We start from the raw sequence: 15,620 nt of genomic DNA, 5'->3' as shown, positions 1-15,620 counted from the left end.
AAATCAATTATGAATATTGTTATTCTCGGAGCAGGCCAGGTCGGCTCGTCACTAGCCGAATTGTTAGCCAATGATGATAACGATGTCACAGTCGTTGACCTTGACAATGCAAGCTTACAGCGCCTGCAAGATCGTCTTGATATCCGCACCGTTCAAGGCCATGTTTCCCACCCGAATGTGTTAGTACAGGCCGGCTTAGAATATGCAGACCTTTTAATTGCGGCCGCTCAAAATGATGAGACCAATATTTGCGCCTGCCAAATCGCGCACATCATGTTTAAAACTACGACAAAAATAGCACGGGTTCGTAGTAACGATTATTTAATGCATCCCGAGTTGTTTGATCGTAATCAAAATCCAGATGCGATCCCCATTGATTTATTAATCAGCCCGGAAAACCTGGTGACGGATTACATCTTGCAATTGATTGCTTATCCTGGTTCACTCCAGGTCGTCGACTTTGCGGGTGGCTTAGTGCGTTTGGTCGCAATGCGTGCCCATAATGGCGGCCCACTGGTCGGCAAAAAAATCCGCGAACTTAAACAACACTTACCCTCAAAAGTTAAAACCCGCATTGTTGCGATCTATCGTCAAGACGAAGTCGTAATGCCAACGGGCGATGAGCCAATCCGAGTGGGTGATGAAGTTTTCTTTATTGCCGAGCCACACGATATTTCGATTATCGTAGAAGAATTCCGCCGCGAAAAACAGAAAAAAGCTCGTAATATTATGATCGCTGGTGGCGGACACATTGGTTTTAGCCTGGCTAAACAGCTTGAACATTCACATCAGGTAAAAATCATTGATCACAACATTGTGCGAGCGCGTGAGATATCCGAGATATTAGATCAAGCCATTATTATCCACGGTGATGTGGCCGATAAAGACCTGTTGATTGAAGAGAATATCGACGAAATCGATTTGTTTGTGGCGGTCACCAATAAAGATGAAGCCAATATTATTTCGTCTATGCTGGCTAAAAAGCTTGGTGTTCGACGTGTGATTGCATTAGTCAACAACCAATCCTATATCGAGTTAATTCACCTTAACTCAATTGACATTGCGATCTCTGCCGACCGAATTACGACCAACAACCTACTTCATTACATGCGCCAAGGCGATACTGTTAAAGCTTTCACTCTGCGACGGGGCGCGGCGGAAGCGATGGAAGTAATTGTGCATGGCAGTGAAAACACCTCCAAAATTGTCGGTAAGCGTTTAATCGACGTTGACTGGCCAAAAGACATCACCATCGGCTGTATTGTGCGTGATGGTGCGGTACTGTTTGCACACAGAGACCTGGTGATTGAAGCCGAAGATCATGTGATTTTATTCTTAACCGACCGCTCACGCATTACCGAGATTCATGATTTGTTTGAGCCAGAAGCGCGCCGGTCTTGGCTAGGATAAATAGATGCAATTTCAGATCATTATAAAAATTCTCGGCCTATTGTTAATGGTGTATAGCTTAAGTCTATTGCCGCCGATTGCGATCGCTCTAATTTATCAAGACGGTGCACTCATCGCCTTTCTATCCGCTATGGTTTTAACCCAGATTACCGGTTTATCTTTATGGCTACCGAATCGAAAACACCGCCGAGAACTCAAAATACGCGATGGTTTTATTATTGTCGTGATGTTCTGGACTGCGCTGGGCATGGTCGGTGCTTTACCCTTCTTGCTTGAAGAAGACGTACCGATTTCGATCAGTGATGCCATTTTTGAATCCTTTTCTGGCTTAACCACTACTGGTGCTACTGTATTAAGTGGCTTAGATACCATGCCGCATGCCATTTTGTGGTATCGCCAACAGCTTCAATGGTTAGGCGGCATGGGGATCATTGTATTAGCCGTCGCGATTTTGCCCTTATTAGGTATTGGTGGAATGCAGCTATACCGCGCCGAAATGCCCGGCCCAGCGAAAGATAATAAATTGGCGCCGCGTATCTCCGAAACGGCCAAAACGCTTTGGCTGATTTATGTCGCGTTAACCATTGCTTGTGCCATGGCTTACTGGATTGCAGGCATGAGTTGGTTTGATGCAATAGGCCACAGTTTTTCTACCGTTGCAATTGGTGGATTTTCTACCCATGATGCCAGTATCGGTTATTTTGACAGCCAGGTTATTGAATCGATTGCGATCTTCTTTATGTTTTTAGCCGGAGCCAATTTTGCTTTGCATTTCCGTGCATTCCGCTCATTTGAAGTCAAACCCTATTTGTTTGACCCAGAGTTCCGCACTTACGTTATGGTTTTGTTGATCGGAATTGCCATCAGTACCAGCTATTTATACTTTCAATCAGTGTATGGCACACTGTCAGAAGCTTTCCGTTATGGCTTATTTATGACAGTATCGATTGCAACCACATCTGGATTTAGTAATGCAGACTTTGCGATGTGGCCAGGCTTTTTGCCAGTAATGTTGATCTTTATGAGCTTTATTGGTGGCAGTGCCGGCTCAACTGGCGGTGGCATGAAAGTGATTCGTTTCTTACTGTTATTTAAACAAGGTATTCGTGAAATTCAACGTTTAATGCATCCGAATGCGTTAATGCCAGTTAAATTAAGCGGTCGCGCGATTCCGGAACGAGTTATGTCTTCCGTATGGGGCTTCTTTGCGCTTTATGTCGCCACCTTTGCCATTATCTTATTAGCCTTGATGGCATTTGGTATGGATCAGGTAACCGCCTTCTCAGCCACAGCGGCGACCCTTAACAACTTGGGGCCGGGGTTAGGCGAAGTGGCAGCCAATTTTGGTGGCATCAGTAATCCACAGAAATGGATTTTGACTTTTTCGATGCTGTTAGGTCGTTTAGAAATATTCACCTTATTGGTGATTTTAACCCGTACCTTCTGGCGTGCTTAATATGCCAGAAACCCGCGCCCAAAAGTGGAATCAACGCTACCAAACGGCTGAGCTATCGACACCTGCTGAAGCTTGCTGGCTATTAAAACAACACATTCGTTGTTTGCCCTTGCGGGGCCAAGCATTAGATTTAGCCAGTGGATTAGCCGGTAACGCGCGTTTTTTAGCGCGTTGCGGTTTAAGCACCCAGGCGTGGGATATTTCTGAAACGGCCACGGATTTAGTGTCTCGTTGGGCAAAGCTGCAAGGGTTAACCCATTTGCAGGCCCACTGTAAAGACATTGCAGTGCAGGATTTTGTATCTAATCAATTCGATGTGATTGTGGTAAGCCATTATCTCGACCGCACGATCATGGACAATTTGGCACAATCTTTAAAACCCAAAGGATGGTTGTTTTATCAAACCTTCCTGGCTCCAACTCAAGCCGCTGGGCCAAGTAATCCCGATTTTTATATTCAACCTAGTGAATATCAAGCTTATTGGCCAAGCTTAAACTGCGAAGTCTATGGTGAAGGTTGGATCAAATCTTCCGACAATCGGTTAATGCGCGAGGCTTGGTATATCGGGCGCAAACTTTAACACGCGTTGTTTTTTCCAGCTTGATTAGATTCTTTAGCACCAAGCTTGTTATCCTTATCTTGATTTATAGCTTCCAATTCTGAACCTTGATCTTCATCATCCAATAAAATTCGATGTGCAGCACCATCTAAATCATCAAACTGACCTTTTTTAGCCATCCAAATAAACATTGCTACAACTAAACCGCCCACAATCAACACCAGCGGAATGGTGATAAAAATAATCTCCACAGCTTACCTCTTTCCAACTTTGGAATTAATAGGTTTGTTAAAAAAACTTCGAATACGCATCGCATTTAAAATGACGGCTAAACCGCTTAAAGGCATCGTAATAGAGGCCATAAGTGGAGTGAGCAGTGTCGCCATGGCTAAAGGAACCATAATGATATTGTAGGCAATCGACAAGCTAATATTCTGCTTAACCGTTTTAAGTGTTCTCTCCGATAAAGCGAGTGATTTATCAATGGCCAATAACTCATTATTTAATAAAATTATGTCTGCTGAATCCATTGAAACATCGGTTCCAGCTCCCAATGCAAACCCAACATTTGCTCGACTTAATGCGGGAGCATCGTTAATTCCATCCCCGACCATTGCTACTTTTTGGCCCTGCTTTTGTAGATCGGCGATCACCCGACTTTTATCTTCAGGCAATACTTCAGCAATCACGTTCATTCCGCCGAGTTGGTTTGCAACCGCGTGTGCGACTAATTGTCTATCGCCACTCAACAGAGTTACTTGTTTTCCGCGCGCTTGTAAGTGTTCAATTAAGTCCTTAGCATCCATACGTAATTCGTCCTCAATAAAGAGTACACCAATCACTTTCTCATTATTCGCGACCCAAACACTACTGCGACCTTGTTGCGCTTGATCATGTTCTGCCAATAGCATCTCATTTGGGAGTTCAATATCAAATTTCTTTAACCAAACCCCAGTGCCTATTCGAACCAGGTCTTGATCAATTTTGGCGCTCACTCCACGGCCTGGTTCCGCCTTAAAATCCTCGATAACCAATATGTTTTTTTGCCAATCCGGCTGACGGGCCTCCATGGTTTTAACAATGGCACGTGCTAAGCTGTGCTCGGATTTTTGTTCAATTTTAGCAATTTTGACTAGCCACTCCTCAACCACCAGGCCTGGTGACCAGACCTCATCAACCCATTGCATTTGACCTTTTGTCAGGGTGCCTGTTTTATCAAAGACAAAATGATCAATCTCATTCAGCATTTCCAGTACTACACTATTTTTAACCAATATACCGTTTTTTGCCGATACGCCTGCCGCGACGGCCATGGCCATAGGTGTAGCTAAACCTAATGCACAAGGACAGGTAATAATGAGAACGGCCGTGCCTGCCATAATCGCCGTTTCAATATCTGCCTGCCACCACCAAAATAAAAATGCCAGGGTGGCTAACGCCAAGGTTACACTTACAAACCAAGGCATGATTTTTTCAGTCGTACATTGGATCGTCGCTTTTGAACCTTGTGCATCTTCAACTAAATGAATAATTCGCGCCAAACGGGTATCATCAAGCGTTGCCTCGACTTGAATCATCAAGGTTCCATCTAAATTTATGGTGCCCGCCGATACTTTATGGCCTAACTGCTTAAAAATCTCTCTTGATTCCCCAGTCAGCATCGACTCATTAACCTGGCTTTCGCCGTCCATAACTTGACCGTCAACCGGAATTTTATCGCCGGGTTTGACCCATACCATATCACCGGATTTTAGCAGGCGAACCGGCACTACTTGTTCCATACCATCAATAAATTGACGTGCCATTTTTGGCTGTAAGTCCATTAATCTTCGTGTCGCATCCAAGGCTTTATTTTTAGAAATAGCCTCGAGATAACGCCCGATTAATAATAGAAAAGTAAGATCGATCACGGTCGCATAAAAGGCTTGACCGATCTGATCTGGATGAACCATTACCCAGGTGGAATAACCATAGGTAATAAGCAAACCTAGGCTGATAGAGACGTCCATGCCCACTGTTTTGGCTTTAAGACTTTGTAAAGCACCTTTAAAAAAAGGCTGTGCGGAATACACCAATGTCGCACTGGCTAATAAGAATAATACAAAATAAAAATAGGTTCGGTATTCCGCATCATCACGTGCACCGGTATATAGCGCAACCGAAAACCACATTGCATTCATTACGGCAAAGCCTGCAAAACCTAGCCGATAAAGTAAGTCGCGGTTGGCTTTTCGATAGGCTTGTTCACTTTCTTCTGCATTATATGGGCGAGCATCGTACCCAACTTGGTTAAGGCGTTGAAGAATTTGCGAGAGTTGAATTTTTGAATTGTCCCAACGTACTTTGATTTGCTTATTGGTAAAATTTACATTGGCATGTAGAACACCATCTACCTTCGCAAGACTATGTTCAATTAACCAAATACAAGCAGCGCAATGAATCGCATCCGACATGAGTGTGATTTGACGCACTTGCCCCAGCTCTTTAACAAACTGAGACTGGACTTCATCATAATCAAAAAAATCGGAGGTTTGCGTATTTAGTTGAAGAGGGGCAATCGGGCGCTGTGTATCTGGCGAAAGTTTATAAAAACTTTCTAGACCTGAATTATGAATAACCTCGCAGACTGAAGCACAACCGTGGCAACAAAAAGATCGACTTTGACCCTTAATAACCTTGTCAATCCGTTCATTCTGAGGAACATCTTGACCACAATGGTAGCATTGGCTCATTAGTTATTCTGGGTCTTTGACCATAAACGATTGCCCAATACTGTATTTCTTGTCACCTTTAACTATTTCAATAATAAAATCCCATTTACCTTTTAGTGGCAAGTTCAGATCAGCCGCATAATTTCCAGTGGTATCGAGTTGAGCCAACACCAACGAGCCATCCAAGTTACGGTCTGAAGGTCGATAGTAATATAAAGTGGCCGAATCGACATCAAAGTGCACATTATCTTTGTCTAACACCTCAAGTGCAATTCGCTCAGACTTTGCTTCGACCAAATCTGGCATATCAACCTTTAACTGCCACCCCAACTTTTCCATCTTCTGACGTTCAGCCAATACGGCGGCATGGTTTTTGCCACGTTCGTAGAAGTCATCAATCACCAGGCCTGGATTGGTTACGATGGCCATACTGACCATGAAAAAATTGACCATCAACACGACCAATATAATCGCCACCCAGAAAATAACCAATGGATTTTTCCAGGCCACACTCCAGTCACGAGTGTCTTTCTTTTGTGTTTGCATTCTTTCTCCTAAAACCAGTCGATTAACTTGGTTATGGCCTTCCATATAGAAAGCTATTGATTGTAAACGGTACCGTAATTTTATTATTTAGGCCCATGAAATACACTGCGATAACGGTCACTATTATCCTTGTTGTTTAAGTCTTTAACCACCACGTCTATTGGCGTAGATTTCTCGTCTAGTTTGTTTCGAGGAATTCGAACAAACAACCTTATAGTGGCAACACTACCTGGGCTCACTTCCGCCACTCGGTCAGCCATAAAAATTAAATCATCATGGCCAAACACTTCAACTTCGACCTGCATAAACTCATTGGTTTTATTGACCACCTTGACATCATATTTATTCTGAATACTACCATCACTCATTTGTACATAAAGTGGTGCACGCTCCTTTAGAACCGTAACATTGATTGGCGCCATATTTGCCATACCCCAAATCAGTGCCGCCGCTGCAAATATCATGATAGAGGAGTATACAATCACCCGAGGCCGACGCCAAATTGGCGGCAAAATTTTTCCAGCAAACTCATTAATAGCCGCGTAACGAATCAAGCCTTTAGGTTTATTAACCTTTTCCATGATTTCATCACAGGCATCAATACATAAACCACAAGTAATGCAACCAAACTGTTGACCTAAACGAATATCAACGCCGGTTGGACAGACATCCACGCACATTCGACAATCTATACAATCCCCCAAAACCGGCACTTCTTCACCAGGTTTAGCTCGTCGTTGACGACCGCGTGGTTCTCCACGATCTCGATCATAAGTTGGCATAACCGTCTCAGTATCGGTCATCGCGCCCTGAATACGGGAGTATGGGCAAAAACCCATACAGACCTGTTCGCGCATGAAACCCGCCGTTAAATACGTTAAGCCTGCAAGGACCAAAATAATAATGGTTTCATAATACGCAAGCTGGAAATGCAACAGTCGCGCCCAGAGCTGAAACGCATCGGTAAAATAGGCCACAAAGCTGAAGCCGGTCATAAAGGCAATCAGCAGCCAAATTATATGCTTAGGTAACTTAACCTTAAACTTAGTAAAGCTCATTGGCTCGGCATCTAGTTTGATACGTTTGCCCGGCTTACCTTCAATTTTTTCTTCTAACCAGGTAAATACATCTACCCAAACTGTATGGAAACAAAAGTAGCCACACCATACGCGACCTGCAATCGCGGTTGAAGCCGCTAATAACAAAGCAAAAAACAGCAAGATCATCGCCAACATCCAAATATCCTGTGGCAATACCGTTAATGCAAAAATATGAAACTGCCGATTCCCCAAGTCCCATAAAATAGCTTGGCTACCATCCCAGCGTATGTAGGGCCCTACAAATAATAGTAACCAAAAAGAAGCGACCAACCACTTAAAGGTACGAAAACTTCCACCAATCCGTTTTGCATGCACGGTGCCGCCTGTATGTAATGGTAAAATTTCGACACCGATATCATCTAGGGTTTTAGACTGGACATGAACATCATCAAGTAACGAACCTGTATGAATTTTTGGGCGGTAAGCTTCTTTTTTTGAGCCTGACATTAGCATTCTCTTAATTTAGGATGGAACAACACGATTAACCTGAAAATTGTAGATTATTCTAACCGCTTTGATTGATTTTAACTCTTGAAAAATTTTATCATTTGCCATAAATAAAAATAGGCCTATATATAGGCCTATTTTTATTTACATCAATTATCTGCAATTAAGACTTGTCTTCGTCATTGCCTTCCATACTTTTGAAAGCTTTCCAGCCGAACGCGACAAAAGCGATCACACTGAAAACTAAGGCAAGAAGGGAAACCCATAAAACCCAGTCATTGTTTAATTCATTCATGAACATTCTCCTCAATTCTGAAGATCCACAACTAAGACAATCCTAGCCATGGATTAACTCTCTATTCAATTGAGACACCCAAAATAAAAGGCGTCATAATGGCCTTACTGACCGCCACCTAATTCATGAACATAAACCGCTAGGCGTTTAATATTGACATCGGCATCAGGTAAGCGCTCTTTAAAAGAAGGCATTTCAGCGCGACGTGTTTCAGGTAAGTAAGCGCCGTCTTTTTTAACATTCACACCATATGTAATGGTGTGAATAATCGATGCACGACGATCGGCTTGTAAGTTACCCGGTACACCCATAAAACGTTCCACACTACCGGTAAGGTTGGTGGCTCCATTTGGAGCAACAGGCTTACCTAATGGACCATGACAGGCCATGCACAAACCTTTACCGTTATAAATCGCTTTACCTGCAGCATATGCTTCATTTTCACTTTCACCTGTTGCTAAACCGATGACATAATCCGCAACCTGTTCAATTTCTTGATCATTTAAGTTGCCCATCATGCCCTTCGCTGGCATGTTACCAACACGGCCTTTTTCAAGAGATGCTTCAATTTGCTTAACGGAGCCTCCCCATAACCAGTCATCATCGGCTAATACCGGGAAGTTCGGATTACCAGATCCACCCGCACCATGACAAGCCATACAGTAGTCACCATATAACACTTTAGAGGTCGCTACCGCATAAGCGCGTAACTCATCATCTTTCATGATATCGGCTACATCCAGACTGGCTAGCTTTTCTTCTTGTGAAGAAAACGTTCGTTCACGCCATTTATTCAGAACTTCAAAGTCTTCTTTATACTCTTCAATCTGAGTCCAACCCGCTACCCCTTTAGTGTGTGAATCAACTAACGGAACAGTTGGATAATAAACCGCATAAAAAACGATCATTATCAAACCAGCATAAAATGCCAGCATCCACCATAATGGAGGTGGATTATCCAGTTCACGTAGGTCTTCGTCCCAAATGTGGCCGGTGTTGCCTTCATCAGGCCATGGATTGTGTTGTGCCATACTTATTCTCCTCAGAATAATCAATCATCATCAAGTACTTTGTATTTTTGTTCTTCCAGCTCTTTACGTTTGCTGGGTCTTAATGCCCACCAAAAAGCAACAGCTAAACCGACAAACACCAGTACTGTTACGATTAGTCCAGCCCAGTCATGGCCTGTCATTGAGGACCAGTCCGTGCTGAAGTATTGTTGAATTTTACTCACGATAAACCTTACTGTCGTCGAGTTTAACCATGGTACCTAGAACCTGCATGTAAGCTACGATTGCATCCATTTCTGTTTTGCCTTCGATATGCTCTTGTGCTAATTCGATTTCTTCATCCGTATAAGGGACACCCACGCGACGTAATGCGGTCATACGAGCCTTCATGTTACGTGTTAAGCCAAAGAAATAGTTATCTACACTATTCTCAGCTAGCCATGGGTAAGCAGGCATCACCGACTCTGGCACTAGATCCTGAGGTCTTAATAAATGCATAACATGCCATTCATCCGAGTACTTTCCACCCACACGTGCCAAGTCTGGCCCTGTACGCTTTGAACCCCATTGGAACGGGCGATCATACATAGACTCGGTTGCGAGTGAGAAGTGACCATAACGCTCACGCTCATCACGGAAAGGGCGAATCATTTGTGAGTGACAAATATAACAACCTTCACGAATATAGATATCACGACCTGCAAACTCTAAAGGTGTATGTGGACGAACCCCATCACCTTGTTTCCAGTCTGATCCCCACGTTCCATCGGCTTTTTTGTAGTAAAGACGTTTGTCTGATACTACTTTGCCATCTTGCTCCGTAAAGGTACGCTCCCATACTAGCTCAGGGAATTTCTCATTTTTAACGTTACCGTATTTATCGGTTTTTTCTGTGTAATCAACCGTCGACTTTAGATAAAACAACGGTACGATTTCAACAATACCCGCGATTGATACCACAAAAGCGGTGGCCAAGATCATCGCAAATATATTGCGTTCAACACGATCCTGGAAATTTTTTGGAGTTTGATCTGCCATGAGTTTCTGCTCCTCAACTCATTAATTTAGACTGGTGAGGCCAATATATGGCCCCACCCTTTTTCTAACTAGGCATTCGCTGCCACAGTGCTGGTTTGTCTTGCTTTTGCCATCTTAATGGTCATGACGATGTTATATAACATCACCACCGCACCAGAGGTGAACAACACACCCCCGACAGCACGCATTACATAGTATGGATGCATCGCAGCCACAGACTCAGCAAAGGTGTAAGCTAACATGCCGTACTCATCATAAGCACGCCACATCAAGCCCTGCATAATGCCTGACACCCACATTGCAACGATATACAGAACCGTACCAATCGTCGCCAACCAGAAGTGGAAGTTAATCAAACGCATGGAATACATCTCAGTTTTCCACAGTTTCATTACCATATGGTAAATCGCACCTATCGACACCATCGCAACCCAACCTAATGCACCGGAGTGAACGTGACCAATGGTCCAGTCAGTGTAGTGCGACAATGCATTAACTGTCTTAGCCGCCATTACTGGGCCTTCAAACGTGGCCATTGCATAGAAAGCCAAGGCCATAATTAGGAAGCGCAAAATATAGTCTGTACGCAAACGATCCCAAGCCCCTGATAAGGTCAACATACCGTTCAATGCACCACCCCAAGAAGGAATAATCATCGCTAACGAAATAACGGCACCTAATGAACCTGTCCAGTCAGGTAACGCGGTATATTGAAGGTGGTGAGCACCTAACCATACGTAACCAAACATCAAAGCCCAGAAGTGAATAACCGATAAACGATATGAGTAAACAGGGCGCTGGGCTTGCTTAGGTACAAAATAATACATAATCCCAAGGAAACCAGCTGTTAGGAAGAAACCTACCGCGTTGTGACCCCACCACCATTGAATCATAGCGTCTTGAACACCACTAAAAATAGAGTAGGAGGTAAACAATGATACTGGAATCGCTAAACCGTTTACAACATATAGGTAAGTGATCATGATCATCATACCCAAGAAGAACCAGTTAGAAACGTAAACGTGTGAATGAGTTTCTTTGTTACGTGACGCAATCGTCATAACAAAGTTAAACGTATACAGCACCCACACAAGTGCTACTGCGATATCCAAAGGCCAAATCAGCTCATGGTATTCCTTACCTTGAGTCATCCCCATAGATAAAGTGATCACACCCAATAATAAACCGACCGTAAATAGAACGGCTGTAATCCAAGCTAGTTTATTGCTAAACAACTTAATACCATTGGTTCTCTGAACTGTATAAAACGCCGTTGCCATCAACGTCATGCCACCAAACGCAAAAATAACGGTGTTGGTATGCATTACACGCAGACGAGCAAAGGTAATTTCAGCAATATCAAAATTCAAAGCTGGCCATGCTAGCTGAGAGGCCGCAAATGTCCCCATAAGCGTACCCAGCACCAAAAACACGACAGCTAGAACAGTCAAATATTTGACCACCCCATCATCATATTGTGGTTTTGTCATTGTAGTATCCACGTGGATTCCCCTTTTAGTCTTAATGTTTCGCTCCTGCCTGCCCTTGTTTTAATCATCTCAAACAGTGCAAGAACTCCTCAGCGCCCAATTATAAGGACTTTATAGAGTGATTGCTGCTTAAAATCGCCAGAAAACTTAATTTAGGTCAAGATTTGCTAGCACTTCGCATTGTGGCTAGTTCAGGAACGGCTATAAAAATCAGCCGAATTATCTAATAAATCCACACCCTGGTACAACTAAAAATTATTTATGACCCGTTGAGCGCGGCTATTGCTAATGCTTTTACCCCGACAATTCTCGCACTCACAAGTCCGTAAGCCAGTGCTGCAGTTACATTTGTCCGACATAATTGTCTTATCGACCAAAACGCTTTTAAGTGCAAATTTAAACAAATTTCAGTATCATAGTTTTCTTTTAAGCTTGGTGGGATAAGCAATGCGCACAGCTCAAGTTGAACGCAACACTTTAGAAACGCAAATTAAAATCAGCGTCAACCTAGACGGTACTGGCGAAGCCAAACTCAATACTGGTGTGCCTTTTTTCGAACATATGCTTGACCAAATAGCGCGTCACGGCTTAATTGATCTCAACATTCAAGCGAATGGTGATACCCATATTGACGATCACCACACGGTTGAAGATATAGGTATTGCGTTAGGCCAAGCAATTCGTCAAGCCGTCGGCGATAAAAAAGGTATCACACGTTATGGTCATGCCTATGTGCCGCTAGATGAGTCCTTGTCTCGTGTAGTGATTGACTTATCAGGACGACCAGGCCTGGTGTTTAATGCTAACTTCACACGCGCACAAATTGGTCAATTTGAAACCGAGCTGGTTGCAGAATTTTTTCAAGGCTTTGTAAATCATGCACAAGCAACCCTGCACATTGACAATATCCGTGGTCAAAACGCGCACCACCAAGCTGAAACCATCTTTAAAGCCTTTGGCCGTGCGTTACGCATGGCTTTAAGTGATGACCCAAGAATGGGAGGCCAATTGCCTTCAACCAAGGGGAGTTTGTAAGTGGCACTAAAGCAGGTCGTTGTTATTGACTATGGTATGGGCAATTTACGTTCAGTCGCCAAAGCGGCAGAACATGTAGCCGATAGCCAAACCCGAATTCTCGTTACCCAGAACCCGCAAGATGTGGCCGACGCCGATGCCATAATTTTTCCAGGGCAAGGTGCCGCCAAAGCCTGCATGCAAGCTTTACAAAATACGGGCATGATCGACCCCATCAAACAAGCCGCTAAAACCAAACCATTCCTAGGCATTTGCATGGGACTACAGGTTTTAATGTCGCATTCTGAAGAGAACAACGGCATTGATTGCTTAGATGTCATCCCCGGCAACGTGATTCGGTTTGATGAAACAGCCAATCCCGACCTAAAAATTCCGCACATGGGCTGGAACCAAATTCAACAAACTCAGTCTCACCCTTTATGGCATAAGATTGAAGATCAATCTCGTTTTTATTTTGTACACAGTTATTACATCCAACCCAAATTAAAAACTGAAATAACCGGCCTGACCCACTACGCTACTGACTTTGCTTCAGCCGTCGCGCAGGATCAATTGTTTGCGATTCAGGCTCATCCAGAAAAAAGTGCGGATGCCGGACTTCAGCTGTTTAAAAACTTCTTAAACTGGAATGGCGCATAACCCAAATGCGTTTCAATCTAAGGACCTAAATTTATGCTACTTATTCCTGCAATTGACTTAAAAGACGGCCAATGTGTTCGCCTAAGACAAGGTGTGATGGAGGACGCGACGGTTTTCTCATCTGACATTGTAGCGATGGCCGAACGCTGGGTAACCCAAGGTGCACGTCGCCTGCATATGGTCGACCTTAATGGTGCATTTGAAGGCACGCCGGTTAATGGTGATGCGGTGTTGCAAGTCAGCCAGGCTTATCCTGACTTGCCGATCCAGATCGGTGGTGGCATTCGTGACCTTAAAACCATCGAAGCTTATTTAAAAGCCGGTGTCAGCTACTGTATTATTGGCACTCAAGCCGTACACACGCCTGAGTTTGTGGCTCAAGCTTGTCAAGCATTCCCTGGTCACATTATGGTTGGCCTAGATGCGAAAGACGGCTTTGTCGCGATTAACGGTTGGGCTGAAGTTACAGAACACCAAGTCATTGATCTGGGCAAAAGATTTGAAAACGACGGGGTTGAAGCGATTATTTACACCGACATTGGTCGTGATGGCATGATGCAAGGCGTTAATATTGAAGCGACCCAAGCGCTTGCTCAAGCCCTCAGTATTCCGGTGATTGCATCGGGGGGGATCACCAATTTAGACGACATTCATGCGTTATCTAAAATTGAAGCCGATGGTGTCACCGGGGCCATTACTGGTCGCGCAATTTACGAAGGTAGCTTGGACTTTGCAGAAGGCCAAGCCCTCGCAGACAAGCTTTCACAACAAATCGCAGGATCACGTTAATGGGACTCGCTAAACGCATTATTCCTTGCTTAGATGTCAAAGATGGACGGGTCGTAAAAGGCGTGCAGTTTTTGGATATCCGTGATGCTGGTGATCCGGTAGAAGTAGCGAAACGCTATGATTTACAAGGTGCTGATGAAATCACATTCCTAGACATTACCGCCAGCTCAGATGACCGTGAAACCATGGTGCATGTGGTAGAAGCGGTTGCCAGCCAAGTATTTATCCCGCTAACCGTAGGTGGCGGCATTCGCACCGTTGAAGATGTGCGCCGCATGTTAAATGCCGGTGCAGACAAAGTTTCGATCAACACCGCCGCAATCAACAACCCAGAGTTTGTTCAACAGGCCAGTGACCTATTTGGCTCACAATGTATCGTGGTGGCGATTGACGCTAAAAAGGTCAGCGCTGAAGGTGAACCTAATCGCTGGGAAATATTTACCCATGGCGGACGTAATCCAACCGGTATTGATGCGATTGAATGGTCAAAGAAAATGCAAGACTTTGGCGCTGGCGAATTACTGGTCACCAGCATGGATCGAGACGGCACCAAAATTGGTTTTGATAACGATCTGACTTGCCATATTGCGGATGCGGTTAATATTCCCGTCATCGCATCAGGTGGCGTCGGCAAGTTACAAGACCTAGTTGACGGCATTCAACAGGGTCATGCACAAGCCGTATTAGCCGCCAGCATCTTCCATTTTGGTGAGCATACTATTCAAGAAGCCAAGCAAGCCATGCAAGACCAAGGCATTGAGGTGCGTTTATGAGTGAAATTTTAACGCAACTTGATCAACTGCTTGAAGCTCGTAAAGCTGAGTCTGCCGATAGCTCCTATGTGGCGAGTTTATACGCCAAAGGGCTAGATCAAATCTTGAAAAAGCTTGGCGAAGAAGCTATTGAAACCGTAATGGCGGCCAAAGACGGCGATAAAGACCACTTAATTTACGAAGTCACCGACCTATGGTTTCACAGCCTTGTGTTGCTGGCACACCAAAACTTATCGAGTGCCGATGTTCTAAAAGAACTGCAACGCCGATTTGGACTGTCTGGATTAGCCGAAAAGGCCCAGAGAGAACAATAAACTTCACC

Annotated in this window: 17 protein-coding genes; 8 read left to right on the top strand and 9 right to left on the bottom strand. The window is 44.1% G+C overall.

Annotated elements, in window-relative coordinates; translation table 11 throughout:
- Positions 1-9 precede the first annotated feature (9 nt).
- Genes trkA through IBX48_RS01875 form a run of 3 tightly spaced genes read left to right on the top strand, consistent with a single transcriptional unit; the run spans position 10 to position 3,446 of the window.
- Positions 10-1,410 carry a Trk system potassium transporter TrkA gene (gene trkA / locus IBX48_RS01885; protein WP_296830106.1) on the top strand — a complete coding sequence of 467 codons (1,401 nt, stop codon included), beginning with the start codon at positions 10-12 and terminating at the stop codon, positions 1,408-1,410.
- 4 nt (positions 1,411-1,414) lie between these two features.
- Complete coding sequence (locus tag IBX48_RS01880) at positions 1,415-2,866, top strand: TrkH family potassium uptake protein (RefSeq protein ID WP_296830104.1); 1,452 nt, start codon at positions 1,415-1,417, stop codon at positions 2,864-2,866.
- 1 nt (position 2,867) lies between these two features.
- Positions 2,868-3,446, top strand: a complete 579-nt coding sequence (locus IBX48_RS01875; RefSeq protein WP_296830103.1) for a class I SAM-dependent methyltransferase — start codon at positions 2,868-2,870, stop codon at positions 3,444-3,446.
- On the opposite strand, the gene ccoS is transcribed toward IBX48_RS01875, so the two are convergent.
- From ccoS to ccoN, 9 genes are all read right to left on the bottom strand, one after another.
- Positions 3,443-3,676, bottom strand: coding sequence for a cbb3-type cytochrome oxidase assembly protein CcoS (gene ccoS / locus IBX48_RS01870; protein ID WP_296830101.1), 234 nt, complete (start codon positions 3,674-3,676; stop codon positions 3,443-3,445). The genes IBX48_RS01875 and ccoS overlap by 4 nt on opposite strands.
- Before the next feature lie 3 nt (positions 3,677-3,679).
- Entirely contained in the window at positions 3,680-6,157 is a 2,478-nt protein-coding gene (locus IBX48_RS01865; protein ID WP_296830099.1) for a heavy metal translocating P-type ATPase, read from the bottom strand.
- Between the two features lie 3 nt (positions 6,158-6,160).
- On the bottom strand, positions 6,161-6,682 hold the full coding sequence (locus tag IBX48_RS01860; protein WP_296830097.1) for a FixH family protein: 522 nt from the start codon (positions 6,680-6,682) through the stop codon (positions 6,161-6,163).
- An 83-nt stretch (positions 6,683-6,765) separates the two neighbouring features.
- Positions 6,766-8,229 (bottom strand): cytochrome c oxidase accessory protein CcoG, encoded by a 1,464-nt coding sequence (gene ccoG, locus IBX48_RS01855; protein ID WP_296830095.1) that lies wholly within the window; start codon positions 8,227-8,229, stop codon positions 6,766-6,768.
- 163 nt (positions 8,230-8,392) lie between these two features.
- A complete protein-coding gene (locus IBX48_RS01850) occupies positions 8,393-8,524 on the bottom strand; it encodes a hypothetical protein (protein ID WP_296830093.1) in 132 nt (43 codons plus the stop codon).
- A 104-nt stretch (positions 8,525-8,628) separates the two neighbouring features.
- Complete coding sequence (gene ccoP / locus IBX48_RS01845; RefSeq protein WP_296830091.1) at positions 8,629-9,555, bottom strand: cytochrome-c oxidase, cbb3-type subunit III; 927 nt, start codon at positions 9,553-9,555, stop codon at positions 8,629-8,631.
- Between the two features lie 20 nt (positions 9,556-9,575).
- Positions 9,576-9,758: a cbb3-type cytochrome c oxidase subunit 3 gene (locus IBX48_RS01840; protein ID WP_038125953.1), complete on the bottom strand. Its 183-nt coding sequence runs from the start codon at positions 9,756-9,758 to the stop codon at positions 9,576-9,578.
- Entirely contained in the window at positions 9,751-10,572 is an 822-nt protein-coding gene (gene ccoO, locus IBX48_RS01835; RefSeq protein WP_296830088.1) for a cytochrome-c oxidase, cbb3-type subunit II, read from the bottom strand. Before ccoO ends, IBX48_RS01840 begins: the two co-directional genes overlap by 8 nt.
- A 68-nt stretch (positions 10,573-10,640) precedes the next feature.
- The gene (gene ccoN / locus IBX48_RS01830) at positions 10,641-12,062 is read right to left on the bottom strand and encodes a cytochrome-c oxidase, cbb3-type subunit I (RefSeq protein WP_296830087.1); all 1,422 of its coding nucleotides are present in this window, start codon (positions 12,060-12,062) and stop codon (positions 10,641-10,643) included.
- A 447-nt stretch (positions 12,063-12,509) separates the two neighbouring features.
- On the opposite strand from ccoN, the gene hisB reads away from it, so the two are divergent.
- From hisB to IBX48_RS01805, 5 genes are read left to right on the top strand one after another with little or no spacing between them, the layout of a single operon-like run.
- Entirely contained in the window at positions 12,510-13,097 is a 588-nt protein-coding gene (gene hisB / locus IBX48_RS01825; protein ID WP_296830085.1) for an imidazoleglycerol-phosphate dehydratase HisB, read from the top strand.
- Entirely contained in the window at positions 13,098-13,736 is a 639-nt protein-coding gene (gene hisH, locus IBX48_RS01820) for an imidazole glycerol phosphate synthase subunit HisH (RefSeq protein ID WP_296830082.1), read from the top strand.
- A gap of 33 nt (positions 13,737-13,769) precedes the next feature.
- Complete coding sequence (gene hisA / locus IBX48_RS01815; RefSeq protein WP_296830080.1) at positions 13,770-14,525, top strand: 1-(5-phosphoribosyl)-5-[(5-phosphoribosylamino)methylideneamino]imidazole-4-carboxamide isomerase; 756 nt, start codon at positions 13,770-13,772, stop codon at positions 14,523-14,525.
- Complete coding sequence (gene hisF, locus IBX48_RS01810; protein WP_296830078.1) at positions 14,525-15,298, top strand: imidazole glycerol phosphate synthase subunit HisF; 774 nt, start codon at positions 14,525-14,527, stop codon at positions 15,296-15,298. Before hisA ends, hisF begins: the two co-directional genes overlap by 1 nt.
- Positions 15,295-15,612, top strand: a complete 318-nt coding sequence (locus IBX48_RS01805) for a phosphoribosyl-ATP diphosphatase (protein ID WP_296830076.1) — start codon at positions 15,295-15,297, stop codon at positions 15,610-15,612. The genes hisF and IBX48_RS01805 overlap by 4 nt, the downstream gene beginning before the upstream one ends.
- Positions 15,613-15,620 lie beyond the last annotated feature (8 nt).

The organism is Thiomicrospira sp., assembly GCF_014859555.1.
GTDB lineage: Bacteria > Pseudomonadota > Gammaproteobacteria > Thiomicrospirales > Thiomicrospiraceae > Thiomicrospira.
Note: the sequence above shows the minus strand (reverse complement) of the source record. Positions and strands in the feature narration are given on the sequence as shown.

What these genes read in the sequence shown, in the direction of transcription:
- IBX48_RS01865 (WP_296830099.1), bottom strand. Translation starts at nt 6,157, where the DNA reads ATGAGCCAATGCTACCATTGTGGTCAAGATGTTCCTCAGAATGAACGG.
- ccoN (WP_296830087.1), bottom strand. Translation starts at nt 12,062, where the DNA reads ATGACAAAACCACAATATGATGATGGGGTGGTCAAATATTTGACTGTT.
- IBX48_RS01880 (WP_296830104.1), top strand. Translation starts at nt 1,415, where the DNA reads ATGCAATTTCAGATCATTATAAAAATTCTCGGCCTATTGTTAATGGTG.
- ccoP (WP_296830091.1), bottom strand. Translation starts at nt 9,555, where the DNA reads ATGGCACAACACAATCCATGGCCTGATGAAGGCAACACCGGCCACATT.
- hisA (WP_296830080.1), top strand. Translation starts at nt 13,770, where the DNA reads ATGCTACTTATTCCTGCAATTGACTTAAAAGACGGCCAATGTGTTCGC.
- hisF (WP_296830078.1), top strand. Translation starts at nt 14,525, where the DNA reads ATGGGACTCGCTAAACGCATTATTCCTTGCTTAGATGTCAAAGATGGA.
- IBX48_RS01850 (WP_296830093.1), bottom strand. Translation starts at nt 8,524, where the DNA reads ATGAATGAATTAAACAATGACTGGGTTTTATGGGTTTCCCTTCTTGCC.
- IBX48_RS01805 (WP_296830076.1), top strand. Translation starts at nt 15,295, where the DNA reads ATGAGTGAAATTTTAACGCAACTTGATCAACTGCTTGAAGCTCGTAAA.
- IBX48_RS01860 (WP_296830097.1), bottom strand. Translation starts at nt 6,682, where the DNA reads ATGCAAACACAAAAGAAAGACACTCGTGACTGGAGTGTGGCCTGGAAA.
- ccoG (WP_296830095.1), bottom strand. Translation starts at nt 8,229, where the DNA reads ATGTCAGGCTCAAAAAAAGAAGCTTACCGCCCAAAAATTCATACAGGT.
- trkA (WP_296830106.1), top strand. Translation starts at nt 10, where the DNA reads ATGAATATTGTTATTCTCGGAGCAGGCCAGGTCGGCTCGTCACTAGCC.
- ccoO (WP_296830088.1), bottom strand. Translation starts at nt 10,572, where the DNA reads ATGGCAGATCAAACTCCAAAAAATTTCCAGGATCGTGTTGAACGCAAT.
- hisB (WP_296830085.1), top strand. Translation starts at nt 12,510, where the DNA reads ATGCGCACAGCTCAAGTTGAACGCAACACTTTAGAAACGCAAATTAAA.
- IBX48_RS01875 (WP_296830103.1), top strand. Translation starts at nt 2,868, where the DNA reads ATGCCAGAAACCCGCGCCCAAAAGTGGAATCAACGCTACCAAACGGCT.